This window comes from Paenibacillus cellulositrophicus (assembly GCF_009363095.1).
Classification (GTDB): domain Bacteria; phylum Bacillota; class Bacilli; order Paenibacillales; family Paenibacillaceae; genus Paenibacillus_AQ; species Paenibacillus_AQ favisporus.
Window position 1 is genome coordinate 5,164,573 of sequence record NZ_CP045295.1, and the last position, 23,979, is coordinate 5,188,551.

General features: G+C 55.1%; 23 protein-coding genes. 14 read left to right on the forward strand and 9 right to left on the reverse strand.

Going from position 1 to position 23,979, the window contains the following annotated elements; genetic code table 11:
* The first annotated feature begins 8 nt into the window (after positions 1-8).
* The 10 genes from GCU45_RS23570 to GCU45_RS23615 all read left to right on the forward strand — a co-directional run bounded on the left by GCU45_RS23570 (position 9) and on the right by GCU45_RS23615 (position 9,526).
* A complete protein-coding gene (locus tag GCU45_RS23570) occupies positions 9-1,445 on the forward strand; it encodes a bifunctional metallophosphatase/5'-nucleotidase (protein WP_425281303.1) in 1,437 nt (478 codons plus the stop codon).
* 21 nt (positions 1,446-1,466) lie between these two features.
* The gene (locus GCU45_RS23575; protein WP_105441764.1) at positions 1,467-2,294 is read left to right on the forward strand and encodes an undecaprenyl-diphosphate phosphatase; all 828 of its coding nucleotides are present in this window, start codon (positions 1,467-1,469) and stop codon (positions 2,292-2,294) included.
* A gap of 134 nt (positions 2,295-2,428) precedes the next feature.
* Entirely contained in the window at positions 2,429-3,511 is a 1,083-nt protein-coding gene (locus GCU45_RS23580; protein ID WP_244364660.1) for an HD-GYP domain-containing protein, read from the forward strand.
* Positions 3,512-3,809: 298 nt separating this feature from the next.
* A complete protein-coding gene (gene yfkAB, locus GCU45_RS23585) occupies positions 3,810-4,943 on the forward strand; it encodes a radical SAM/CxCxxxxC motif protein YfkAB (RefSeq protein WP_152400966.1) in 1,134 nt (377 codons plus the stop codon).
* A 34-nt stretch (positions 4,944-4,977) separates the two neighbouring features.
* Positions 4,978-6,321, forward strand: coding sequence for a hemolysin family protein (locus GCU45_RS23590; protein ID WP_397351435.1), 1,344 nt, complete (start codon positions 4,978-4,980; stop codon positions 6,319-6,321).
* A 10-nt stretch (positions 6,322-6,331) separates the two neighbouring features.
* The gene (gene ytvI / locus GCU45_RS23595; RefSeq protein ID WP_076170488.1) at positions 6,332-7,363 is read left to right on the forward strand and encodes a sporulation integral membrane protein YtvI; all 1,032 of its coding nucleotides are present in this window, start codon (positions 6,332-6,334) and stop codon (positions 7,361-7,363) included.
* A gap of 246 nt (positions 7,364-7,609) precedes the next feature.
* Positions 7,610-7,852 carry a spore coat associated protein CotJA gene (locus tag GCU45_RS23600; protein WP_145136083.1) on the forward strand — a complete coding sequence of 81 codons (243 nt, stop codon included), beginning with the start codon at positions 7,610-7,612 and terminating at the stop codon, positions 7,850-7,852.
* Positions 7,836-8,111, forward strand: coding sequence for a spore coat protein CotJB (locus GCU45_RS23605; RefSeq protein ID WP_145946985.1), 276 nt, complete (start codon positions 7,836-7,838; stop codon positions 8,109-8,111). Before GCU45_RS23600 ends, GCU45_RS23605 begins: the two co-directional genes overlap by 17 nt.
* Before the next feature lie 35 nt (positions 8,112-8,146).
* Positions 8,147-8,716, forward strand: a complete 570-nt coding sequence (locus tag GCU45_RS23610) for a manganese catalase family protein (protein ID WP_145946986.1) — start codon at positions 8,147-8,149, stop codon at positions 8,714-8,716.
* 123 nt (positions 8,717-8,839) lie between these two features.
* Positions 8,840-9,526: an HAD family hydrolase gene (locus tag GCU45_RS23615; RefSeq protein ID WP_152400968.1), complete on the forward strand. Its 687-nt coding sequence runs from the start codon at positions 8,840-8,842 to the stop codon at positions 9,524-9,526.
* Positions 9,527-9,589: 63 nt separating this feature from the next.
* Here GCU45_RS23615 and GCU45_RS23620 read toward each other — a convergent pair whose 3' ends face one another.
* From GCU45_RS23620 to GCU45_RS23645, 6 genes are read right to left on the reverse strand one after another with little or no spacing between them, the layout of a single operon-like run.
* Positions 9,590-10,723 (reverse strand): YheC/YheD family endospore coat-associated protein, encoded by a 1,134-nt coding sequence (locus tag GCU45_RS23620; RefSeq protein WP_116232255.1) that lies wholly within the window; start codon positions 10,721-10,723, stop codon positions 9,590-9,592.
* Positions 10,705-11,226, reverse strand: a complete 522-nt coding sequence (locus tag GCU45_RS23625) for a GNAT family N-acetyltransferase (RefSeq protein ID WP_089545810.1) — start codon at positions 11,224-11,226, stop codon at positions 10,705-10,707. Before GCU45_RS23625 ends, GCU45_RS23620 begins: the two co-directional genes overlap by 19 nt.
* Positions 11,227-11,248: 22 nt before the next feature.
* Complete coding sequence (locus GCU45_RS23630) at positions 11,249-12,355, reverse strand: YheC/YheD family endospore coat-associated protein (RefSeq protein WP_152403285.1); 1,107 nt, start codon at positions 12,353-12,355, stop codon at positions 11,249-11,251.
* A gap of 2 nt (positions 12,356-12,357) precedes the next feature.
* Positions 12,358-13,734: a YheC/YheD family endospore coat-associated protein gene (locus tag GCU45_RS23635; protein ID WP_145946989.1), complete on the reverse strand. Its 1,377-nt coding sequence runs from the start codon at positions 13,732-13,734 to the stop codon at positions 12,358-12,360.
* On the reverse strand, positions 13,734-14,855 hold the full coding sequence (locus GCU45_RS23640; RefSeq protein WP_152400970.1) for a YheC/YheD family endospore coat-associated protein: 1,122 nt from the start codon (positions 14,853-14,855) through the stop codon (positions 13,734-13,736). Before GCU45_RS23640 ends, GCU45_RS23635 begins: the two co-directional genes overlap by 1 nt.
* An 11-nt stretch (positions 14,856-14,866) precedes the next feature.
* Positions 14,867-16,234: a YheC/YheD family endospore coat-associated protein gene (locus GCU45_RS23645; protein WP_152400972.1), complete on the reverse strand. Its 1,368-nt coding sequence runs from the start codon at positions 16,232-16,234 to the stop codon at positions 14,867-14,869.
* A gap of 290 nt (positions 16,235-16,524) precedes the next feature.
* Between GCU45_RS23645 and GCU45_RS23650 the strand changes: the two genes are divergently transcribed.
* The 3 genes from GCU45_RS23650 to GCU45_RS23660 all read left to right on the forward strand — a co-directional run bounded on the left by GCU45_RS23650 (position 16,525) and on the right by GCU45_RS23660 (position 18,707).
* Positions 16,525-16,872 carry a YlbF/YmcA family competence regulator gene (locus GCU45_RS23650; RefSeq protein ID WP_089545814.1) on the forward strand — a complete coding sequence of 116 codons (348 nt, stop codon included), beginning with the start codon at positions 16,525-16,527 and terminating at the stop codon, positions 16,870-16,872.
* An 84-nt stretch (positions 16,873-16,956) separates the two neighbouring features.
* Complete coding sequence (locus GCU45_RS23655) at positions 16,957-17,244, forward strand: hypothetical protein (RefSeq protein ID WP_076170477.1); 288 nt, start codon at positions 16,957-16,959, stop codon at positions 17,242-17,244.
* 128 nt (positions 17,245-17,372) lie between these two features.
* Positions 17,373-18,707 (forward strand): DRTGG domain-containing protein, encoded by a 1,335-nt coding sequence (locus GCU45_RS23660; protein WP_152400974.1) that lies wholly within the window; start codon positions 17,373-17,375, stop codon positions 18,705-18,707.
* A 187-nt stretch (positions 18,708-18,894) separates the two neighbouring features.
* Here the strand turns inward: GCU45_RS23660 and GCU45_RS23665 are convergent, their stop codons facing one another.
* Genes GCU45_RS23665 through GCU45_RS23675 form a run of 3 tightly spaced genes read right to left on the reverse strand, consistent with a single transcriptional unit; the run spans position 18,895 to position 20,090 of the window.
* On the reverse strand, positions 18,895-19,233 hold the full coding sequence (locus GCU45_RS23665; protein WP_306434115.1) for a YtpI family protein: 339 nt from the start codon (positions 19,231-19,233) through the stop codon (positions 18,895-18,897).
* Positions 19,234-19,256: 23 nt separating this feature from the next.
* Positions 19,257-19,760, reverse strand: coding sequence for a sporulation membrane protein YtrI (locus tag GCU45_RS23670; RefSeq protein WP_076170475.1), 504 nt, complete (start codon positions 19,758-19,760; stop codon positions 19,257-19,259).
* Between the two features lie 3 nt (positions 19,761-19,763).
* Positions 19,764-20,090, reverse strand: a complete 327-nt coding sequence (locus GCU45_RS23675; protein WP_076170474.1) for a YtrH family sporulation protein — start codon at positions 20,088-20,090, stop codon at positions 19,764-19,766.
* 155 nt (positions 20,091-20,245) lie between these two features.
* Between GCU45_RS23675 and GCU45_RS23680 the strand changes: the two genes are divergently transcribed.
* Positions 20,246-23,914, forward strand: a complete 3,669-nt coding sequence (locus tag GCU45_RS23680) for a DNA polymerase III subunit alpha (RefSeq protein WP_152400976.1) — start codon at positions 20,246-20,248, stop codon at positions 23,912-23,914.
* The last annotated feature ends 65 nt before the right edge of the window (positions 23,915-23,979 follow it).

Genomic DNA, 23,979 nt, shown 5'->3' on the forward strand with positions numbered 1-23,979 from the left:
ACCCAATGATGCTGCAGAACCAGGCAAAATCGATTACAATCCTGCATACGAATGATATACACAGCCACTTTGAAACGGTTAGTTCCATTGCAGCCCTGGCTGCCGCCGAACGCGCTCAGGCGGCGGAGAGTCCTCTTTTACTGGTGGATATAGGAGATCATATGGACCGGACGGCCGTCGAAACCGAGGGGACGATGGGCCAGACGAACATCGACATATTGAATTTAACGGGATATGAGGCGGTGACGATCGGGAACAATGAGGGGCTGACATTTACCCCGGACGTGCTGGAACGCCTATATGCGGGCCTGCAGTCCCCGGTTATTTGCTGCAACATCCATGAGCAGCTCAGCTCGGCGCCGCCCGCATGGATGAAGAAACGCGTCATTCTGGACAAGGACGGGATCCGGATCGGGCTGACGGGAGCTACGGCCCCGTTCGCCGACTTCTACAAACTGCTCGGCTGGGATGCCCTGGAGCCGCTGCAAGCGTTGCAGGAGCAGGTGGAGGCGCTGCGTCCGGAGGCCGACATCGTGATCGTTTTATCCCACCTCGGGCTGACTACCGACCGGCTGATGGCAGAACGGATTCAGGGTATTGACCTGATTCTCGGCGGGCATACCCACCATCTGCTGGAAGAGCCGCTGCGGATTGGTGATACGGTGCTGTGCGCAGCGGGAAAGTACGGTCAATACGTCGGTAAGGTCGTCATGACTCAACAGGATGACGGCCGTTTCCGTGTCATCGAGGGAGGATGCCAGCCGGTTGATACCGGCCTTTTGGATGAAACCGTGTCCCGGGCCCTTGGAATTCATCGCGAGCGGGCCGAAGAAGCCCTGAAAGAGCCTGTGGCGGTTACGGACCGGCCGCTGTCCCTGACGCATACGGGAGAGTCGCCGTTCGGCAATTTGCTGGCGCAGTCGGTCCGTCAGTTTACCGACGCGGAGCTGTCGCTTGTCAACACGGGGCAGCTGCTGGGCGATCTGCCGGAAGGGGAAATTACGGCGGGACTCCTTCACGAGCTCTGCCCATCTCCGATTAACCCCTGCGTGATCAGCCTCAAAGGGGAGCATATCCGGCGAAGCCTGGAGGAGAGCCTCCTGCCGGAATATTGGAGCAAGGAAATTCGGGGATTCGGGTTCCGCGGCAATGTACTCGGCAATATCGCGGTGGACGGAATTGAAGTCTTGTACGATCCAAGCCGCATCCCTTATGATAGGATTGTTCAAATTTCGCTTCAGGGGGAGCCGCTGCGGGACGACCGGATGTACACTGTTGGAACGTTGGACATGTTTACATTCGGGACGGGATATGAGCAGATTTCTCGGGGGGAAGATCCGAAATATTTGCTTCCCGAGTTTTTGCGGGACCTGCTGAGACTTGAGCTCCAGCGTCCCGGAAGTCTGGATACCTGCGGCAAGCACCGTTGGATCGAGGTTGTTTAAGAAGGACCAGAGGAGGAAGAAATGGATACCATTACTGCAATTATCTTGGGGATTGTGGAGGGGGTTACGGAATTTATTCCGGTCTCTTCAACGGGGCACATGATATTGACGTCCAAGCTCTTGGGCTATGATGAACAGGACCCCATCATGAAAACCTTTGAAATCGTTATTCAGCTGGGGGCCATTCTGGCGATCGCCCTCGTCTATTGGAGACGGATTCTGGATCTGCTAGGCATCAAGCGGACCATGCCTGAATCCGGAAGTCTGCGATCCGGCAAGAAACTGAATCTGCTGCATGTTATCATCGGGATCGCCCCTGCGCTCATTGTGGCCTTTTTTGCCAGGGACTTTATCAAGAGCCTGTTCAGCGCAAATACGGTAATCTGGGCGCTGATTGTGGGCGGGATTTTCATGATTTTTGCCGAGTGGTTTAACAAGTCCAAAGCCAGAATCACCGCCGAAACGATGGATGACCTGTCGTACAAGCAGGTGCTGTTGATCGGGCTTTATCAAATTTTATCTGTCGTATGGCCGGGATTTTCGCGTTCGGGATCCACGATTTCCGGAGGGATGCTGAGCGGGGCAAGCTACAAGGCGTCGGCCGATTTCTCGTTTCTGATCGCCATTCCGATCATGTGCGCCGCTTCCGGCTATGAGATGCTGGATTCGTACAAGTATATGACCAAGGATACGATCGGCATGTTCGTCATCGGATTTATCATAGCTTTTGTGGTGGCCTATGTCGTTGTGCTTGCTTTTATGAAATTAATTCAAAAAATTCGTCTGACCCATTTCGCCATTTACCGGTTTGTGCTTGCCGCCGTGTTCTGGCTGTTCGTTATGCGCTGATCCAAGAACCGTAATGTGATGGACTAATTCCGCATAGCGTGAATGGGCTACATAGGATGGCATGGGGAAACTAGGTAAACGGACCTGGGAAGCAATAACCGGGCGGCCGTGATTTTAGGCAGGAGTGGATCGTGTTGCGTTTGGTACCCGTTCCGATGCTGCAGCAGGGAATGAAAATCGGCAAAAAGATATACAGCGACGAGGGTGTTGTGCTTCTCGCGGAAGGCGTGGAGCTCACCTCCTTGCTGATCAGCCGCCTGCAAAAGCTGGACATCGGTTATATTTATGTGGAAGATCATCTGACGGAAGGCATCGATATTCCCGAAATGCTCCGGGAGGAAACGAGGCGTCAGGCTCTTCAGAAGATTCGCGTCAATTTTCAGCGGTTATCCGAAGCCTCTCCGATTACTGGAGGGTATCACCATCTCGGAAAGCAGTTCTCCAAGGTGATGGAGTCCATTCTTGAGGATGTCAGTTCCCAGGAGGACTGCATGATCATGCTGATGGACATGAACACCGCAGATCATTACTTATATAAGCATTCCTTAAATGTGTGCGTATATTCACTTGTGCTGGGGATTGCGAGCGGTTATACGCAGGACCAGCTGATGGTGCTGGGGCTGGGTTCGCTGCTGCATGACATCGGAAAAACCCAAATTCCCCAAAAAGTGCTGTTCAAGCCGCAAAAGCTGGATGATGAGGAATTCCGCCTCATGCAGGCGCATGCCCAAATCGGCTTTAAAATCCTGAAGGACGAGCCGAATATTCCGCTCCTGGCCGCGCACTGCGCCTTTCAGCATCATGAAAGGATTAACGGATCAGGTTATCCGCGCGGAATCAAGGGCGATGATATCCACGAATATGCCCAGTGGGTGGCGCTCGCCGACTCCTACGATGCGATGACCTCGCACAGGGTGTACCGGCCTGCGATGCTTCCGCATCAGGCCGCTGAAGTGCTGTACGGCGGGGCAGGTACCTTGTACGACCAAAAGAAGCTGGAGCTGTTCCGGGATAAAGTGGCGATCTATCCGCCCGGCTTGTCGGTCAAGCTGAGTACCGGGGAGACTGGAGTGGTGTCGAAAATTCACGCCCATATGCCCCATCGTCCCGTGGTCCGCATCTTGCAGGATCCGGAAGGGGTGCCGCTTAAGGCACCTTACGAGGTGGATCTGTCCCAGTCGCTGTCCGTTATTATTGACGGCGTTCTCGGGGATTAGAGAGAGCAGAAATTAGGATTTGTCATGACCGGAAGACCCATAAAGCGAGCGGTATCGGGCGGTAATGGATGCGGTGGAAATTCGATTTCCCTGCTGCCCGCAGGAGCCGCCGGTTTAGGGGTCTTTTTTCTTCTTGTCCCGGCATACCTATTCAGACAGAGAGATTTTTCGCGCTTCATGGTATGATAGAAGGAATGACATATTCATCCTGAGACAACCGGACTGCTCTCGGTCTGGAAAATAAAGGTTACACAAAAACCGTGTTTTGGGTTAAATAAAGAAATAAGGTGAGTAAATAATGAATACTGTAAATACCCGGGGAGCACTTGCCCCCTTATCTCCGAGCAATGACCCATGGGATCCGATTGAATCCCTTCGTACATATGGCCGGCATGTGCTGACCAGTGTCGAAATGACGGTGACGCATTTGTGCAATATGCGCTGCGAGCACTGTGCGGTCGGCGATATGCTCGTTATGAAAGAGGCAGAATTTCTTCCGCTGGATTTGATGCTGCGGCGTCTGGACGAGGTAGAGCATCTGCAGACGATCAGCCTGACCGGAGGCGAGCCCTCCTTCCGGGAGAAGACGGTGAAAGAGGTCATCGTCCCTCTGCTCAAATATGCTCAGGAACGGGGAGTCCGCACGCAGATCAACTCCAATTTGACGCTGGATATCAGCAGATATGAAGCGATGCTGCCATACCTTGACGTGATGCATATTTCGTTCAACTATTTGAACGGAGACGATTTCCATGAGGTGGGCTTCGCCAACAGCAACCATCCGGTTCCGAAGGAAACCGCCTACCGCATGTATGACAAAATGATGGAGAACGCCCTGAAGCTGAGCGAAGCGGGCATGTTCATTTCGGCAGAATCCATGATTAATTACCGGACGCATACAAAGCTTGCAGGAATTCACAAACTAATAGGGCAAATGGGCTGCCGCCGCCATGAAGTGCATCCGATGTATGCCTCCAATTTTGCCACGGAGCTTCCGGTGCTTTCTTTGGATGAGACGCGCAGGGCGGTCCACAGCTTGCTGGACGTTCGCGATCCGCAGATGTGGATGCTGTTCGGAACGCTCCCGTTCTTCGCGTGCAGCGATATTCACGAGGATCTGAAGCTGATCCGCAGGCTTGCGGATGCGCCGAACGTTACCGTGCGCAACGATCCTGACGGACGCAACCGCGTCAACGTCAATTTGTTCTCGGGCGACGTCTACGTCACCGACTTTTCCGATATCCCGGCGTTTGGCAATATTCAAACCGGCCGTCTCGACGACATCTTTAATGCGTGGCAGACCGGGCATCCGCTGAACAAGACGGTGAACTGCCATTGCGACGCTGTGGGCTGCTGCGGTCCGAATCTGCTCGTGAAGGACATGTATTATAAAGATACCGATTTTACCGTGAAAAAAGCGAACTTATTATAGAAATGGGGCGTTGTCATTGGACGGGGAGTTAGAAATAGGCAAATTGCTTTTAAACCTCTTTTTTGTTCTGCTGCTGGTATTTTTTAACGGCGTGTTTGTGGCCGCCGAATTTTCGCTTGTAAAAATGAGGCAGTCCCGGCTGACGCAGCTGGTCAGCGAAGGCAACCGGCTGGCCGGCTATGCGCTCCGGGTGAACAACAAACTGGACGCTTATTTGTCCGCTACCCAATTCGGCATTACGCTGGCATCCCTCGGTCTCGGCTGGATCGGGGAGCCGGCCATTTCGGAACTACTGGTAGAGCCCTTGATGTATAAAATGGGAATTACCGACAGAACGCTCATCGCCACCGTATCCGTGGTACTCGGGTTCTGTGTCATTACTTTCTTACATATCGTGCTTGGGGAACTGGCTCCCAAGTCGCTTGCCATTCAGAAAACGGAAGGAGCCGCACTGCTGCTGTCCGCACCGCTGATGGCCTTTTATAAAATATTTTTTCCTTTCATTTGGCTGCTCAACGCTTCCGCCAACGGATTGCTTCGCTTGTTCGGCGTTCATCCGGCCAGCGAAGCAGAAGCTGCGCATTCTGAAGAGGAAATCCGCATATTAATGAATCAGAGCGCCAAAAGCGGGGTCATCGATAAGGACGAGATGAAGCTGATGGACAACATCTTCGAGTTCTCCGACCTGCTGGCGCGCGAAATTATGCTCCCACGGACGGATATGGACTGCCTGTACACGACGAATACGCTGGAAGAGAACCTGCAGATCATCAGTGATACGAAGCATTCCCGTTATCCTGTCGCCGTGGAGGACAAGGACCAGATTATCGGATTTGTGCATATTACCGATTTTCTCCTGGCCGACGCCGAGCACCAGAAGGAGCTGACCTCGCTGGTCCGTCCGATTCTGAACGTGCCGGAGTCGATGGAAATCAGCCATGTGCTGCGCCTTATGCAGAAGAAGCATGCCCAGCTGACGCTGGTGGTCGACGAATACGGCGGCACAGCCGGCATGCTGACGGCCGAAGAGATCCTCGAAGAAATCGTCGGGGAGCTCTATGACGAATTTGAGGACGAGCGTCCCGATGTCGAAATCCAGGAGGATGTCATCTCGGTTGACGGGCGGATGCTGATCGAGGATGTCAACGATCTGACCGGCGTCATCATTGAGGATGACGAGGTTGATTCGATCGGCGGCTGGCTGTTCAAGGAACTGGAAGGCAACCCGGTAAAAGGCAAAAAGGTCCAGGTGAGCAATTTCGTGTTTGAGGTCGAGGAATCGACCAAGCTCCGGATTACCCGGGTTAACATTCACCGCGTTGCCGATACGGAAGTCATCGACGAGGAGGAACAGGAAGGGACGGATAACGGGGATTAAGGAGTGAAGCATGACTGGCAAACAGCTGGTGTTCGTCGGTGTGGGACTGCTCCTGCTGTATTTGCTGTTTACAGCAGGCGCCCCTTTTGTACTGGCTGCGCTCGTGGCCGTTTCACTGGAGCCGATCAACCGGATGCTGATCGGGAGGCTGAAATGGAATCGTGTCGCTGCCGCTTCGCTTACATGTACGTTGTTTATGCTCATGATTCTTCTTTTGGTGTACATGCTGGGTTTTCAGGTTTTCGCCCAGCTGCTGGAATACTGGAAGAATGCGCCGGCATATTTTGCTTCGGCCGACGATTTCGTGCAGACGACGCTGATCCAGGCGAGAGGGCTGTTTGACCGGTTTCAGCCGGAGCTGGCCGAGAGCCTGAGGGAAATGCTGACCAATCTGACGTCATACGCCGAGTCGCTCATCAACTCGTTGTCGTCAACCTTTTTATCTTTTGCCAAGGGCATCCCGGGCACGTTCGTGTTTTTGGTGGTTTTCTTTGTCGCCGTCTATCTGTTCAGCTTTGGACTGGAGACGATCAAGGCAGGGATTCTATCCCTGTTCGAGGAGGAGACCCAAGACCAGATCAACGAGGTGCTGCACAGCCTGAAGCGGTCCATCTTCGGCTTTATTCAGGCCCAGATGATCCTGAGCGCTTTTACCTATGTATTGACGCTCACGGGGCTGCTCATCCTCGACATTCATTACCCGCTGGCGATCGCCCTGCTGATCATGGTCGTCGATATTTTGCCGATTCTGGGGGTCGGTTCGGTCCTGATTCCCTGGGCAGTATACCTGTTTATCGTGGGCGACTCTTATACCGGCTTTGGGCTGATGCTGCTGTTTGGGGTCATTACGATTGCCCGCCGGGTGGTCGAGCCCAAAATCATCGGCGATTCGGTCGGCATCGGCGCCTTGTCGGCTCTGGTGAGCATGTATATCGGCTTCAAGCTCGTCGGCGTGATCGGCGTATTTATCGGCCCGCTGGTGGTCATTATTTATTCGGCGGTCCGGAAAGCGGGACTGTTCCAGATCAAGATCAGATTTTAAAAGTTCATCATCTTATTGAAGGCTCGCGCTTCATCCAGTGCCTCGACAGGAGCTGCTAGAGTCCTTTACACTGACCCCTTGGCGGTAAATCGACCGCAAATCAGGGGTCTTTTTGTTGTCCCATGAACTTTTTTGTTCAGATTCCGCGGATGGGTCATATGTTTAATTACGAAGAGTGTCTGATTTTTCGCCTTCTCGAGGGAAATCAGCGACTTTAGTATGGACAACAAAAAGGAGGAGCAAGTGGTGAACTCACAGGTACGAGTGTATAAGCCTTTCATTGGCCCGTTTGATCCGTGCCCGCCGCTGCCTTACAGGACGTACGTCGTCCCACCCAACCAGTATATCGTGTTCCAGCCTCTGGACTGGCCGCAATTCAGCCTCGCCGAGGCGCTGAAGCTGGGAACGCTTTGGCCGAACCTTTACAGCCCTTATGAATCTAAAAGCAAAAGAGTGGAGGAGGTGGGGAGTGATGGAGAACCAGTCTAAACCGGCGGTGGATCAGCGCTATTACGAGCTGCTTGAAAAGCTGCAGATGATCGATTTTGCCTTGATTGAGCTGAATTTGTTCCTGGATACGCATCCGGACGATTTAAAAAGCATCGAGCAGTACAACCGGCTCGCCCAGGAGCGGATCCCGATCGTCCGGGAGTTTCAGGAATCCTATGGACCGTTAATGCATTTCGGCCATGCCTATTCAAAGTTCCCGTTTGAATGGCCGCAGGCCCCGTGGCCATGGCAGGTGTAACCGGCAAAAGAATCTAAAGGAGGCGAATGTCCCGCATGTGGATATATGAAAAAAAGCTGCAGTATCCGGTCAGGGTCGGCAAGTGTGATCCATATATGGCCCGGTTGCTGCTGGAACAGTACGGCGGTGCCGACGGGGAATTGGCCGCTGCCTTGAGATATTTGAATCAACGGTACACCATCCCGGATAAGGTCATCGGCATTCTCAACGACATCGGCACCGAGGAATTTGCCCACCTAGAAATGATTGCCACCATGGTTTATAAATTGACAAAAGATGCGACGCCAGATCAGCTGAAGGCGGCCGGACTCGCAGACCACTATGTCAGCCATGACAAAGCTTTGTTTTACCAAAATGCAGCCGGGGTCCCATGGACGGCGGCGTACATTCAGGCCAAAGGCGATCCGCTCGCCGATTTATATGAGGACATCGCCGCAGAAGAAAAGGCCAGGGCTACATACCAGTGGCTGATTGACATGACGGACGACGTCGACCTGCAGGATGGACTGAAGTTCCTTCGGGAGCGGGAAATCGTCCATTCGACCCGGTTCCGGGAGGCCGTGGAGATCATTAAAGATGACCGGGGTAAAAAACGGTTCTTCTAAAGGTTAACCTTTTTTATGAATGACCGAAGTTTACAAGGCTTGGCACTTCCCTTATCATAGGCATGTAATTGGGTGATACTGAGTATTACGCATTAAAGCAGGCAATGAAAGGGAAGATAACCGATGGACAAAGAGAAGACATTGAACAAGCCGCAGGCGATATTGTTCGACATGGACGGCACGCTGTTCAAAACGGAATCGCTGCTGCTGCCGGCCCATCAGCGGTTGTTCGACAAGCTGCGGGAGGAGGGGCTGTATACTGCACCGACGCCCCCGGCGGAACGGATGATGGGCAGTCTCGGGATGCTGCTGGAAGACATTTGGAAAGTGGTCATGCCGGACGGCAGCGAACGTGCCCATGCGCGTGCTAACGAGCTCCTTCTCCAGCTGGAATTGGAGGGGCTCAAGGCAGGGAACACCGAGCTCTATCCCGGCGTGAAGGATACGCTGGCACGGTTGAAGGAGCAGGGCGTGCGCCTGTATGTAGCAAGCAACGGGCTGGAGCATTACGTAAAGGGGATCGCGGAGGCCCACGGCATTCTGGACCTTTTTGACGGCCTGTATAGTGCCGGGGAGCACGGAACCAAATCGAAGGTGCATCTGGTGGAATTACTGCTTCAGCGCGAAGGGGTAAGCACAGCCTGGATGGTGGGCGACCGATCTTCGGATGTGGAAGCCGGCCGGAAGAACGGCCTCGCCGTCATCGGATGCCAATACGCCGGGTTTGGAAACCCTGATGAACTGGCAGGGTCCGACGTCCTCATCAGCTCGTTTGACGAACTTCTGGGGCTGTATGCCTCATCGGTGTAAGTCGGCGATGAGCCGCCTAAGAAGGAAATAATCATAGCTGCATATAAAGAAAAACAAACCGCGCTAGAGCTGCGGTTTGTTTTCTTTAGTGTCGGCGGTTTCCGTCTTCTGCTTGTAAACCCACAGGGCGTACTCCAACGGTCTGGTGATGGCCGTGCGGTACAGTTCGGGCTCGCCGATCTGGGAGAATACTTCCCTCGCGGGCTTAGGATTGACTTCGAGCAGGTAAATCCGGCCTTTCCGGTTGATGGCGAGATCGAGCGCCAGCTCGCACAGCGGCCCGTACTGGTGCTCAAGATAGGCGGCGATGTCCACGCCCATCTTGCCTGCCGTCGAGATGACTTCCTGCCGCTGCTCCTCATCCGTGATCCAAGAAGACAGCATTTGATGAGCGGGCACGGCTCTTCCGCCGCCGTGCAGGTTGGAGGTGACGCTTCGCGGCGCCCCCACCCGGCCGGCAATGCCAGTCAGCTGCCAATGCCCCTCCTTGTTTTTCTGCACCAGCATGCGGTAGTCATGAACCCGGCCGTCAGGAAGCTCCACGGCGATGCCTTCCTGGATCAAATACCGGTCCTTCATATTCCAGCCGCTCAGAATGGCGCCGAGCCGGGAAGCGTGGATTTTTTGCGGAGAGATGATTTTCCGCTGCTGATTCCGTCCTTGAATGTAGTACTGGGAAGCAGCCTTCAATTTTTCAATCCGTAAAATACCCCGCCCGCCGGTTCCGTTGATCGGTTTTAAAAACACGACAGACCTGTTCTTCAGCATTTGGTGGACGTCTGTCAGTCCATGATACAGGCGCGTTTCCGGCAGAAACTTCCGGAATTCCGCCTTTTTGGACAGCACCTCGTGAATGGTCCATTTGTTGCGGAGCGGTTTGTTCAGAAACAGCATTTTGCTGTACCGGCTCCGGAACTGCAGAAGCTGGGCAAAGCGGGGGCTCTTCTGGATGCGGCACCGGTCGTAAATCATATCCGGGAAGTTTCTCCATCGCCGGGTCCACTTCTTTTGCTTTGCGTCGTATTCCATGGCAAAGATTTTTTTCTTGCTGTCGCTGACGTCCATCGGGGTAAACACAAATACGTCAAGTCCCAGCTTGCCGCCTTCAACGATCATTTTCTGATAGATCGGTTTTTCCTCCAAATGCTTATGCTCGTTCAGATACAGCGTCAAGATGCCTAACACGGGTAGCGGCACAGGGGATCACCTTCTTGGGTCAGAGTAATGGATGCACCATCCGGATCTCCACACGGCCCCTCCATGACCAGGGCAGGCTCTCCGGCAGCCCCCTGGTGGACGGCGACGGCGTGAAGTCCGGCGCGAAAGCACATTTTAACAAAAGGAAGCCGGCTCAGAAGAGCCTCGCATCGCATGGTGCCTAACTGCCGCAGCTGCGAGGCCAGAAGGGAGGTGCCGATCCCTCTTCCGCGGTACAGCGGATGGACGACGACGAGACACCCCTCGGTCCCGTAGCCCGATACAAAGCTGACACCGGCCAGACGTTCCCCGTCTTCGCACCGGACGGTTGCGGCCATAAGCGAGGTTCCCGGCGCAGCAAGCTGTTCCGCCGTCAATCGGGCAAGAAGAATGAACTCCGCGCGCGCCGCCTGATTTCCGCCGTGTTCAAACACAAATTTGAGAATTTTGGCGTGCTGGCGCAGCCAATCTTCACGGGTCGGGGTTATCGTTAAGATCTGCACCTGTCAATCACTTCCCTTGCAATTACATTTTAGGTTGATTGGAGAGATATTCGCTGTATTGGAAAATTCGCTTGAGAGACCGCTTCCGGATATGCGGTTCATCGAATTTCATCGGCTTGGCGTTTGCCTCAAAGAACCAGATATTTCCTAACTCGTCAATCCCGAGGTCCATCGACATCTCTCCATGTTCGTAGCCGGAAGCCTTCTCAATCTGGCGGGCGATGATGATCGCCGTCGTTCGGACGCGGTTCAGAATTACGGCCGACATCTCGGATCCGAATACATCGGACAGGAGCTTGCTGGGATCCTCGATCGTGCCGCCTCTTGGCACATGGGTCGTAATGCTCTTAGAACCCGCCATTCTGGCTCCGACACCGGTAACGCCCCATAAGCCTTTGTTGTTTTTTTGCAGCAGCGCCCTTAGGTCAAAGTGCCGGTTGTTGACGGATGCGAGCTCGATGCCCTGTTGAATAATGTAGCGTGCGCTGCCGGTTTCGCTTTTGATCCGTGCCCAGAGGCGGTACAGATTCCGCGTTTTGTACGTGGTGCTGGATCGGTGGTGCTGAACTTTGAGCCGGTACGGAAGCAGTTTGTCCCTCTGGTATCTCAGCATCATAATGCCTTTTCCGGCTTTTCCGCTTTCGGGCTTGAGGTAGAGGCAGGGATAACGCTCAAGCATTTTCTGCAGCGTGCTCACGTTTGTGAAGCGTTTGGTTTTCGGTACCAGATGCTCCGTCGCTTTGGAGCTTCTGAGCCATTCGAACAGATGCCATTTGTTAAAAAAGTGCGGATTGAACAGCGAAATGGATGGATGTTTCATGCATTCCTTGATTTTCTGGCGCACAGCGGGCCGGAGTTCGTCTTCACGCTGCGGAATCCGGTTATAGATGACCTGGGGCAGCGGAAAATACTGCTGTTCCCAGGTCTCCTCGTCATTCAGCGTAAATCCCTTGATCCGATCCTCCGTCAGCTTCAGATCTTTAGCTGTGACTACATAGACAGGAAATCCCATTTTCTGTCCTGTCTTGACAATATCTTCAAAGTTCTGCTGATTTCCCCGGAAATAACCGTGGGAATCCGACATGGTCAGGATGGCCACTACGGGTTTGTTGTCGGTATGACTCCGGATGTTCACTCCACATCCCTCCTGCGGAACTTGCTCAAATACAGGCAGTGTTCAAGAATATGCTCTACAGATGCCTTGCCTTCCGCCTTGAGGGAAGGATGGCTGAAAATGGAACGGCCCGGCTTGGCGTTCGCTTCAAACATCCACACTTTCTCGTCTTGGTCGATACCCAGGTCAAAACCGATTTCTCCAAGGAGGTGCTGGTGATGGAACTCAATCGCTTCGGCCAGGGTAATCGCGACTTTTTTGGCGTTTTGCAGCACCTCGTCGGATCTGTCGCCAAAAGTCCGGCTCAATGCCTGTTCAGGAGTAAGGAGGGAGCCGCCATTCTTCAGGTGGGTCGTTACGCTGCCGCGGCCGGCCTTTTTGGCGCCGACACCGACAACAACCCATTTGTTATTGCCGTTCTTATGCATATGGAAGCGGAAGTCGATCGGGCAGTTGTCGATTTCGACCAGCCGGATCCCCTGCTGAATGACATACGTTTCCAAGGTGCGGCCATGTCTGGATTTAAGCATCCGCATCAAGCTGTTGAAGTTGCTGAAACGAAGCAGGACGTTGCCGCCTCCCTTGCGGTAACGGGCGAAATATCCCCTTTTCGGGAGGTAAGTCAAACGATAGATGCCTTTTCCCAAACTTCCTGCGGAAGGCTTATAGTACAGAAATTGATGCCTTTCAAGCATATCCTTGATCCGTTCCGGGGAAGGATTGATATGGGATTCGGGCACGTACCGGTTCACCGTGTTGTCGTCTTCAAGCAGCCGGTAGATGTCGGATTTGTTGAAGAAGCTCCAGTTAAAAAACGGGATTCTCTTGCGTGTCAGCCGCTCTCTGAGCTGATTGATGGAAGAGGAGGTTTCCGCTTTCCGGCTCGGGAGGCGGTTGTAGACGACATCGGGCAGCGGAACGGTTTTGCGGTAAAAAGTGCCGTTGTCGTTCAGAAAATAGCCCCGGACCGTCTCCTGCTGCCAGTTGATGTCCTTGGGCGTAAAGGCGAAAATATACGATTTCCTTTTTCCCTCGCGGAGAAGCTGTTTGATAAAAGTCGTCCGGGAAGCGAACGGCTGCGATGGCGACGTGCTGGGGCCATCCGAGAGCACGCCGATCAGAGGACCGAGTTGGACTTCGTCCTCCTGGAGGTTTCTCAGCATGACCCCGCCGGCGTTTGGAACATGGATGCCGCTTCGGACACCGGAGCTGAGGAACAGATGCTTACCCGTCTTTTTAATGGGCTTAACGGTTGCATTAACCATGTCTTTTCCCAGACGGAGCTGAATATTCTTTTTGCCGGACAGCTTGAGGCTTTTCATCAGCGAATTCGAAATGTAGACGACTTTCTCGGGCTGCTGCGAAAAATGAACATTACAAAATGTCAAACTCATCAATTTACCCTCCTAAGTTGTCGAAGCAATAAATAGCGGGCATAACGGAGCGGATTTTCCGTAGCGAGAACATCGCTGCCTGGTTCCCCAATGTGCCGGAAGGAGGTGCGCCCCGGTTTGGAATTGACTTCAAGCAGCCAGATTCTCCCTTTCGTATCAATGCCAAAATCGATACCCAGTTCTCCGAGCCGGCCATAACGGCTTTCCAGAATCGGCGGAATCTTCTCCGACAGATTATGAAGACGATCCCTTATGTGTTCTGCCCGGTCAGCCCGGAATTGTTCGGTCAGAAAAGGCAGGACAGACAGAGGTTTTCCTCCGCCGTGAAGGTTTGAGGTAATGCTGTCCGGGTTGCCCAGGCGCAGCGCCATGCCGGTATGCATCCACGAACCCGTTTCATTTTTTTGCATCAGCACTCTAACGTCAAAAGGGGCGCCGTCTGCGCTGTACAAATGCAGGAAGGGCTGAATCAGGTACGAACGCTCCCCGGTAAACCGCCGGATCCATGCCAGGCCGCATCGCGTATCGTCGAAATGCTTCACAAACGGCAGGTTGCTTGCGCTTCTTCCCCGGATCGTCAGAGATCCGTCTGCAGCATGGCGTGTGACGCGAAGCGTATTTTTTCCCTGGGATCCGCTCATCGGCTTCATGAACAGCTCGCCGTCATATTTCTCCAAGGAGCGCAGCAATTGGCTGCTCCCGCGATAGACGGCAGTCGGGGGAAGAAACGGCAGCAGGCCGGGCTCCTTCCGGAGCACTTGGTCCACCTGCCCTTTCCCGGGAAGTCCGCGGGACCACAGGATCCACCTCTTCCCTGAAGGGGCGTCCGCCAACAGCCTCGCCGCTGCCCGGTATTCGCTGCCTCGCTGCGGAAAACAGCGGTCGTAGACGATATCCGGAAAGGGGACCGTGGTTGCGTGCCACGCCCCATTGCTGAAGATATATCCCTGGATGTTCTCCTGTCCCTCGGGCACGCCGTCAGGGCAAAAAACGACGACCTGAATACCGTATTTCCTGCCGGCCAGAGCCAATCGGCGGGCGTATCCTTCTCCCGAGAAGGGAGGGGAGCCCGGTGTGGAGGAACTTAGGATCCCAATGGTTCCGATTGTGGTTGTTTTCATCGCGGCACCTCCTAAAACCCTGACAAGAAGGCGCAGTATTCCAGCAGGCGTTTGACGGAAGGCCTTATTTTCTGTTCATGGAGCGGCGTATTGTCGTTTTTGGAAGGCTTGGAATTGACCTCGAGCAGCCATATTTTACCGGAGGTATCCATGGCCAGGTCGATGCCGAGTTCGCCGAAATGGGCGGGCAGCAGCGCATCCAGGCCTTTGGCAATGTCCAGCGAAGCCCGCTGCAGCTTGGCGTGTGCGGTGCTTTTCACGGCCGACGGGAGAGCGCAGCGGTTCACAGCTTCCTTTACGCTGCTGAGGGTTCCCCCTCTGGCGAGGTTCGAGACAAAATGATTCCCGCCCGCGATCCTGGCCACGACCGAGGTCACGCTCCATTTACCCAGTCCGTTCTTCTGGACGAGCGCACGGAAATCGATGGGCCGTTTGCTGTGGTCGATGAGCGTCAAGCCCTGCTGAATTTGGTAGCGGGTGCTTTTCATCTTTCCGGAGACGTTGGTAAACAGTTTGTTAAGGTTGGGATAGCTTTGTTTTTTGGGTCCGCCCACCGATGTTTCCAAAGTTTGGTAGGTGCCGTCAGACTGCCTGGAGATCCGGATGATCCCTTTGCCGAGGCTGCCCCGCACCGGTTTCAGAAAAACAACCGGATACTGGCTGCACATCTTCTTCAGGATGGAATAGCCGGTCAGCAGGTGCGATTCCGGCATGAGCCGGGATAAGGAGGAGTCCTGCTTCAGCGTGTCGAACACTTCATTTTTGTCCAAAAACTTTTCGTTGAATATGTGGCTCCCGTAGCGGGATTTTACTTCTTTCATAAAATGCTGTACGCTAGGTTTATTCTCCATTTTGCGTGTCGTCAGGCGGTTATTGATGACATCTGCGATAGGCATCGTTGTCTGGCGCCATCCGCCGTCATAGATCCAGCCCTGTATGCTGCTTGCACTCTCGGTGATGTGATTCGGAGTGAAGAAGTATACGTATGCACCCTGCTTGCGGCAGGCGTTGACGAGTTCCCTGCAGAACATGGAAATGGAACCGAACGGCTTTTCCGGTGTGTCAGGATAATCCCGGCTGATCAGGACACTGATGAGCGGACCCAGCCTGAGCGTTTTGCTGGATGAGCTGTATGCCGCTCGGAGCACGGGACGGGACGCTAAGCCCATTTTGCGGGCCAGTGGCTCGCTGATGCGCAGGCCGGAATATTTTGCTGCGGAAATAACGGTGATCTCTTGTCTAAAGGAACCAAAGGACAGCTGCAGAGGCCGGTCGGTGGGAATCTTCCACTGTTTGATCAGTCTCTCGCCGAGCATGACGGTGTTTTCTTTCACAATGCCCGGGCTGAACGTTTGGACCGGTAGCTTTTTTTTGGACATCGTGGATCTCCTTCCAACAACAACTTGATGTCTACAGGGCAGATAAGGAGCATCTGCAATATTGCATGTAATGCATCATATGAGGACATATATCCCTTGGTGATTGACCCACTTTTATAAAAACCGGGATTTCAGCCCTTCATTTTTCCGGAGACGGTCGGATTGATAAGCTGTGAGCGAAGCAAAAGCTTGCGATTATCGCAGGATTCACTTCCGCGGGAGCCAGCGGTCCGTCTTCCATAAACACGTCGATTGGTGACTGCCCAAATTTAAGGAGGAAATGACAACCTATGAACATTTATGACAAAGCGCACGATTTGGCCAAAGCCCTAAAGGAAAGCTCGGAGGTCCAGGAAATCAGCTCGGCGATGAGCCTGATTGAAGCGGATCCGGAAAGCAAACAAATGCTTGAGGATTTCCGCCAGCGGCAGATGGAAATTCAGCAGCGGATGATGTCCGGGGATATGCCATCCCAGGAGGAGATGGAGAAGATGGAGAAGCTCTTCGACGTGCTCAGCCTGAACCTGAACATCCGCCGGTTGTTTGAAGCGGAGCGCCGCCTCAGCACGATCATTGAGGACGTGAATAAAATCATTTCGGACAGCCTCCAGCATCTGTATGGTGGACAGAGTCTGTAGGTTGTACAAAACTTTTCTCATATTTTTGCAGACCCCTTCATAGAGTAGAAATATAGAGTTACCAAATGAAGGAGCTGCGATGAGATGAAAAAAAGAAGCAAACTGAAGCATTCCATTTACCTACTTCTCGCTCTGGCGATGCTGGTGTACGCTCTGCCCCGGATCAACTTCAGCGGCGGATGGACCTGGGCTTCCGGGTTCGGAGCGGCCTGGGCCGTGTTTGCCTTCCTGATAATCGGCTCGCACCTGCATTATTTGCTTGGGGTGGACGAAGAGAAGCAAAGAGCGCTGGAGCGCATCCGCAAGGCCAAGCTGCAGCAGTGGCAGCTGAAATGGCCGGAGGAAACACAGCAGCGTCAGGAAAATGTATAAATGCGATAAAAAGCTGTCTTGCGCAATGTTAATGCGTGGAGGCAGCTTTTTTTGCGTTGTTATTTTCCGGCCTCAACCATGATATAATAGTACAGTATGGTACAGATAGAAACGTGGGGGTGTAACAGTTGGAGGGCCGCGATGAAACGATTACGAAACATGAGCAGCTGCTGCAGCATATCGAAGGGCTGAAAATTGGCACCAAGATTTCGGTCCGCAAGCTGGCGAAGGAAATGTCCGTTAGCGAAGGGACTGCTTACCGGGCGGTAAAGGACGCCGAAAACCTGGGCATCGTTGTGACCAAGGAGAGGATCGGCACCGTCCGGGTCGAGAAGAAGCCGCGGAATATTTCCGAGCAGCTCACCTTCGCCGACGTGGTCGAGATCGTGGAAGGCCACATGATCGGCGGAGCCGATGGACTTAATAAACATCTGCATAAATACGTTATCGGCGCCATGGAGGTGGACGCCATGGCCCGTTACATCGACGCGGGCAGCCTGCTCATCGTCGGCAACCGCTCCGACGCGCATTCGCTGGCGCTGGAGCAGGGAGCGGGCGTGCTCATCACCGGCGGATTCGGAACGAGCCGGGAGGTCAAGGAGCTGGCCGACACGCTCGACCTGCCGATTTTTTCATCGCGCCACGACACGTTTACGGTGGCGTCGCTGATCAACCGGGCCATTTTCGACCGCCTGATCAAGAAGAAAATTATGATCGTCGAGGACATCGTCAACACCCGGGCCAAAATCCACGCCCTCAAGCTGTCGAGCACCGTGGCGGATTGCAAGGCGCTGGCGGATCAGACCGGACAGCTGCGGCTGCCGGTCATCGACGAGTGGAACCGGGTGCTCGGGATCGTGAACCGGAGCGATATGAAGGACCTGCCCGATGGGCAGAGCATCGAGAAGCTGCTGGTCCGCAATCCGGTCACGGCCGGACTACAAACCTCGCTCGCGTCCGCAGCGCAGCTCATGATGTGGGAAGGCGTGGACTTTCTGCCGATCGTGGACCGCAACCGCAAGCTGGTAGCTACCGTGTCGCGGAAAGAAGTGCTACAGGCCATGCGCGACGCCCGCAAGCAGCCGCAGCTCGGCGAGACGTTCGACCATTTGATCTGGAACGGATTTGCGGATGAGCGGGATGAGGAGGGAAGGCTCTTTTTCCACGGCTTTATTACGCCGCAGATGGCGACGGATCTCGGTACGATTTCGGAAGGCATCCTGACCACGGTGATGACGCAGGCGGCGCTGCGGGCGGCGAAGGATATGACGGGGAACGACTTTGTCCTGGATAACATGTCAACGTATTTCGTCCGCCCGGTGCAGATCGAGGACCCGGTGACCGTCATGCCGCGGCTGCTGGAGGCGAGTCGGCGGACGTGCAAGATCGAAATCGAAATGCTGCATGACGACAGCCTGGTGGCCAAAGCCGTGCTGACGCTTCATTCTATCGAGCATGGATAACAGGTAACGGGCATGGCTGGATTGGCCATGGTCTTAGCCAGACATAAATATAACCGGCAGCATCTTTGATCAAAGATACGGCCGGTTATTTGTTGTGTGTGGCCCCGATTATCTCCTGCACATTAAAGTTTGGGTCTTGTCCACGCTTGGAAGATTCAGATTACTCTGCGCAATTGCAGCATCAGGTTCAAGCTTTCGTATCTGAGGATTTCATGCGGCTGAAATGGCCCCGATTGCGGATGCCCGCGAAAATATTGAACGCCCCGAGGACGAGGAACAGCCCCTCGATAACGACCGCGGCGGTCGATCCATGGAAAATAAACATGCAGATCAGCGCAAGCACGATCAGCATTATTCCAAGGCAGATATTCATATTCGAGCCGTACAAGCCCCGGTCACGGACATCGGCGGAACGCCGGGCGCGGTAGCTGTAGTAAGCGGAACATAAACAGGTAATCACCAGCAGCGCAAATAGGCAATAGCGGATGACGGAAATCATCGAATGCTGCAGCTCCTTTACTGTCAATAACTTCAATATTCCTCATTGTATCACGATTTGCCGACCGAAGCGACACTTTGAGGCTCGATGTCGATCCAGATCTGGAGCACACCCTCCGCCACCAGCATCGTCTTGATTTCGATGGAATATTCCTTATCGCGCACCCTGTAAATTTTGCGATTGAGGAGGTTCCGGGCGATTTTGCTGTCCTCGTCGATATCGAAAATGTTCCGTCCCCGCAGCACCTCCAGATCCTCGCCGAGCTTGCGGATCACTTCCTTGACGATGACCGGATCGAGAGGCGGGTCCTGCTGCTCCGCGCGGATTTTAATTTCCTTGATCACGGTCTGCTGATTGTTGTACTTTTTCAGCGTTTTGATGTCGTCCTCGTACTGCTGGATCCGAAGCTCCAGGTCCTGATTGGACGCCCAAAGCATGTCAAAGCTGGAGTGGAACACCGAATTATACACGACGCTTCCGATAACGGCGCCCAAGACGAAGACGGCGGTCAGTTGGGAGAAATGGCGGTATCGGCTGAACGGAGGAATTCGCATCGGCTACTCCCTGCCGCCGCAAACCCATTTGACCAGCTCGCTGCCCATGTGAGCGCCGAGGAAGGCGAAGAGGAGGAAGAGAACCTGCTTGATGGCGGGGGAAAGATTGCCCCCCATAAAATTGCTCTCGATGACCCGCATCGGATCGATCGTGCCGCCGATCGCAGCCGCCATCGCCCATATTTTAATCCGATCGGCCACCTCGAGCATGGTGTGTGTCGGTGATTGCAGCGAGATGACCGCACCGATCCCGCCGACCATCGCACCGCCCAGCACGATGCCGAAAGCGATAAAGAAATCCAGTATGGCTTTGGATAAAAACACGCTCATGATTCCCAGTCCTTTCCCAAGGAGGTCGGAAACGCCTTGTCCAGCGGTTTCCTTATTCCATTCTATGGGCGGTCCTAGGCGGATTATGATAAAATAATAAATAGTGCATGAAACGTTAAAAACCAGTGATCACTGCGGCGAAAAGGAGACGAGACATGAGTTCATTTGTGCATCTTCACGTGCATAGCGAATACAGCCTTCTGGATGGAGCGGCACGGATCTCGGACCTTGTCCGGCGAGCCGCGGAGAACGGAATGAAGGCGCTGGCGCTGACTGACCACGGGGTCATGTACGGCGCGGTGCCATTTTATAAAGCCTGTGTGGCGGAAGGCATCAAGCCGATCATCGGCTGCGAGGCCTACCTGACGGCCGGTTCCCGCAAAGAGCGCGGCAGCCGCAAGGATCAGCCGATCTATCACCTGATCCTGCTGGCCAAGAACGAGACGGGTTACCGCAATCTGATGAAGCTGTGCTCCATCGGGCATTTGGAAGGTTTTCACTATAAACCGCGCATCGACATGGATGCGCTCGCGAAACATCATGAGGGTATCATCTGCCTGAGCGCCTGCCTCGGCGGGGAGGTACCCCAGCATCTGCTGCACGGCCGTACCGAGGAGGCTCGCCGGGCGGCGCTCCGGTACCGGGACATTTTCGGCGAAGATTTTTACCTGGAGCTGCAGGACCACGGGCTGCCCGAACAGAAGCGGGTCAATCCGCAGCTGATCGAGCTCGCCCGGGAGCTGGACGTTCCGCTCGTGGCGACCAACGACGTCCACTATCTCGTCCGTGAGGATGCCTCCATGCAGGACGTGCTAATCTGTATCGGTACAGGAAAAACGGTAGAGGACGAGGACCGGCTGCAGATTCAGACCGACCAGCTGTACCTGAAGAGCGGCGACGAAATGGCCCGCTTGTTCCCGCATGTCCGGGAAGCCCTGGACAATACGCTCCTCATCGCGGACAAATGCAGCCTGGAGCTCGAATTCGGCCGGTCCATTCTGCCGGAATACCGCCCGCTTCCCGAGGGGCAGACAGCTGCCGAATACTTGCGGGCCCTATGCCTGGAAGGACTGGAGAGCCGCTACAGCACGACCGGCCTGTGGGACACCGAAGAAGGAAAAAGAGAGCTACTCCAGCGCCTCGACTATGAGCTCGGCGTGATCGGGAGCATGGGGTTCAGCGATTACTTCCTCATCGTATGGGATTTTATCGCCTATGCACACCGGCGGGGAATCGTGACCGGTCCCGGACGGGGTTCGTCCGCGGGCAGTCTCGTCGCATACGTGCTCCGCATCACGAACGTCGATCCGATCAAGTACAACCTGCTGTTCGAACGTTTCCTGAACCCGGAACGGGTGACCATGCCGGATATCGATATCGACTTCAGCGATGAGCGCCGTGACGAAGTAATCGAGTATGTGGCGGATAAATACGGCAGCGAACACGTCGCACAGATCATCACCTTCGGGACGATGGCTGCCCGCGCGGCGGTACGCGACGTGGGACGCGCCCTGAACGTATCGTACGGCGAGGTGGACAAGGCGGCCAAGCTCATTCCGAACGCGCACGGGATCAACATCCGCCGGGCGATGGAAATCAGCGACGAGTTGAAAAAGCTGTACGAGCAGAGCCCCAAAACCCGCGAGATGCTTGACATGGCCATGAAGGTCGAAGGCATGCCGCGGCACGCGTCGACCCACGCCGCGGGCGTGGTCATATCGCGCGACCCGCTGACCGATGCGGTTCCGCTGCAGGAGGGCAGCGAGCGAACCGCACTGACCCAATATCCGATGGAGCAGCTGGAAAGCATCGGCCTGCTCAAAATGGACTTTCTCGGTCTGCGCACCCTGTCGATCATCGAGCGGTCCATGCGCTGGATCGGGGAAATGACCGGCAGCGCGCCGGACTTCGCGCAGGTTCCGGACGATGATCCGCTGACCTATGAGATGCTGGGGAGCGGAGATACGACCGGCGTGTTCCAGCTGGAGTCCGCAGGCATGCGGCGGGTGCTCAAAGAGCTGAAGCCAAGCGTATTCGAGGACGTCATCTCGGTCGTGGCGCTGTACCGCCCGGGTCCGATGGAGTTTATCCCGAATTTCATTCAGGCGAAGCATGGTACCATCCAGGTCGACTACCCGCATGACGATTTGAAGCCGATCCTGGCCGACACCTACGGTATCATTGTGTACCAGGAGCAGATCATGAAAATCGCCTCACTGATGGCGGGCTTCTCACTCGGAGAAGCCGATCTGCTGCGGCGCGCCGTGTCCAAGAAAAAGCGGGAAGTGCTCGACCGTGAGCGCAGCCACTTCGTGGAGGGCAGCCTGAAGCAGGGATATACCGAAGAGGATGCGAACAAGGTATACGACATGATCGTGCGCTTTGCCGATTACGGTTTTCCGAGAGCCCACGCGGCAGCGTACGCCGTTCTGGCATTCCAGACCGCTTATCTCAAGGCGCACTATCCGGTGCAGTTCATGGCCTCGATGCTGACGGCCGTCATGGGCAGCCACCGGAAGGTCGCGGAATATGTGGTGGAGTGCCGCCGGATGAACATCAAGGTGCTGCCGCCCGACGTCAACGAGAGCGGTGTGCTGTTTACACCGGTGGCGGTAAGCGACGAGAACGGGCAGCCGGCCGAAGGGCCGGGGCATATCCGTTTCGGGCTGGGGGCCATCAAGAACGTGGGTACCCAGGCGGTGGAAAACATGATGCGCGTCCGGGAAGAGAAGCCGTTCGAAAGCCTGCTCGACTTCTGCCGCCGGATCGATCTGCGCGTCTGCAACAAACGGGTGATCGAGTCGCTGATCCAGGCGGGCGCCTTCGATTCGCTGCCGGGCCACCGCGCGCAGCTGCTTGCCATGCTGGACGAGACCGTCGATGCCGCCGTCAAATGGCGCAAGGAACGTGAGGATCTGCAGATCCAGCTGTTTGATTTTGTCGAAACGCCGAATTGGGAGATCGAATATCCCGACATTCCGCCGTTTTCCGTTTCCCAGCAGCTGGAGCACGAGCGCGATCTGCTCGGTCTATATCTGTCCGGCCACCCCCTGGACGACTTTGATGAAGTATTGGACGAACCGGGCGTGGAGCGGCTGATGAACCTGGCCGAGGCGGCGGATGAAGCGAAGGCGGTCGTCGCGGGCATGGTCGTGTCGGTCAAGTCGATCACGACCAAGCAGGGCAAAGCGATGGCCTTCATGGAGCTGGAAGACCAGATCGAACGCTGCGAAGTGGTGCTGTTCCCTGAAGTTTGGAAGCGAAGCTCGAGCTATGTCGGCAAGGGCGAGCTGCTGGCACTGCGCGCCAAGGTGCAGCAGCAGGACGAGGGCTTCAAGCTCCTCGCCGAGGAAGTGCTGCCGCTGGCCGGGGCCCCGCTTGCCCAGATGGTCAAGCGGAACCAGGCGCCAGCCGGCGGCAGATCCTTCGCCGCGGGGCCGGGGCCCTCGCGGCGGCAGGGCGCGGCTGCGGGCCGCCCCGCTCCGCAGGCAGCCGCCGGCGATGCTGCCGCGCCGGCCGACGCACCGGCGCGCAAGGAGCAGGGCGGCGGCGCACCCGCCCCGGCGAAGGAACAAGCGCGCCGCCCCACAACGGCGGAGCAGCGCGTCTTCGTTAAGATTACGCCGGAAGCGGAGAACCCGGACCTGCTCGCCAGGCTGAAGCAGCTGCTTCAGGAGCATCCGGGTCCGGTGGCCACGGTGCTCTTTTACGAGCAAAGCCAAAAGCTCCTTGCGCTCAGCGACAACTATCGGATCAAACCGTCGCCCGAATTTTTCGAAATGATCGAAAACATGCTCGGCAAAGGGACGGTCCGGATTAAATAGAAGCAAAGGGCGGTTGGCACAACCGCCGGCAACAGCTCAATAGTTCAATGACCCTCCGGGCTTCT

Excerpts from the sequence above, each read along its gene's own strand:
- GCU45_RS23650 (WP_089545814.1), top strand. The coding sequence starts at position 16,525 with ATGAACATTTATGACAAAGCGCACGATTTGGCCAAAGCCCTAAAGGAA.
- GCU45_RS23570 (WP_425281303.1), top strand. The coding sequence starts at position 9 with ATGCTGCAGAACCAGGCAAAATCGATTACAATCCTGCATACGAATGAT.
- GCU45_RS23680 (WP_152400976.1), top strand. The coding sequence starts at position 20,246 with ATGAGTTCATTTGTGCATCTTCACGTGCATAGCGAATACAGCCTTCTG.
- GCU45_RS23655 (WP_076170477.1), top strand. The coding sequence starts at position 16,957 with ATGAAAAAAAGAAGCAAACTGAAGCATTCCATTTACCTACTTCTCGCT.
- GCU45_RS23605 (WP_145946985.1), top strand. The coding sequence starts at position 7,836 with ATGGAGAACCAGTCTAAACCGGCGGTGGATCAGCGCTATTACGAGCTG.
- GCU45_RS23645 (WP_152400972.1), bottom strand. The coding sequence starts at position 16,234 with ATGTCCAAAAAAAAGCTACCGGTCCAAACGTTCAGCCCGGGCATTGTG.
- GCU45_RS23615 (WP_152400968.1), top strand. The coding sequence starts at position 8,840 with ATGGACAAAGAGAAGACATTGAACAAGCCGCAGGCGATATTGTTCGAC.
- GCU45_RS23635 (WP_145946989.1), bottom strand. The coding sequence starts at position 13,734 with ATGAGTTTGACATTTTGTAATGTTCATTTTTCGCAGCAGCCCGAGAAA.
- yfkAB (WP_152400966.1), top strand. The coding sequence starts at position 3,810 with ATGAATACTGTAAATACCCGGGGAGCACTTGCCCCCTTATCTCCGAGC.
- GCU45_RS23640 (WP_152400970.1), bottom strand. The coding sequence starts at position 14,855 with ATGAAAACAACCACAATCGGAACCATTGGGATCCTAAGTTCCTCCACA.
- ytvI (WP_076170488.1), top strand. The coding sequence starts at position 6,332 with ATGACTGGCAAACAGCTGGTGTTCGTCGGTGTGGGACTGCTCCTGCTG.
- GCU45_RS23670 (WP_076170475.1), bottom strand. The coding sequence starts at position 19,760 with ATGCGAATTCCTCCGTTCAGCCGATACCGCCATTTCTCCCAACTGACC.
- GCU45_RS23675 (WP_076170474.1), bottom strand. The coding sequence starts at position 20,090 with ATGAGCGTGTTTTTATCCAAAGCCATACTGGATTTCTTTATCGCTTTC.
- GCU45_RS23610 (WP_145946986.1), top strand. The coding sequence starts at position 8,147 with ATGTGGATATATGAAAAAAAGCTGCAGTATCCGGTCAGGGTCGGCAAG.
- GCU45_RS23575 (WP_105441764.1), top strand. The coding sequence starts at position 1,467 with ATGGATACCATTACTGCAATTATCTTGGGGATTGTGGAGGGGGTTACG.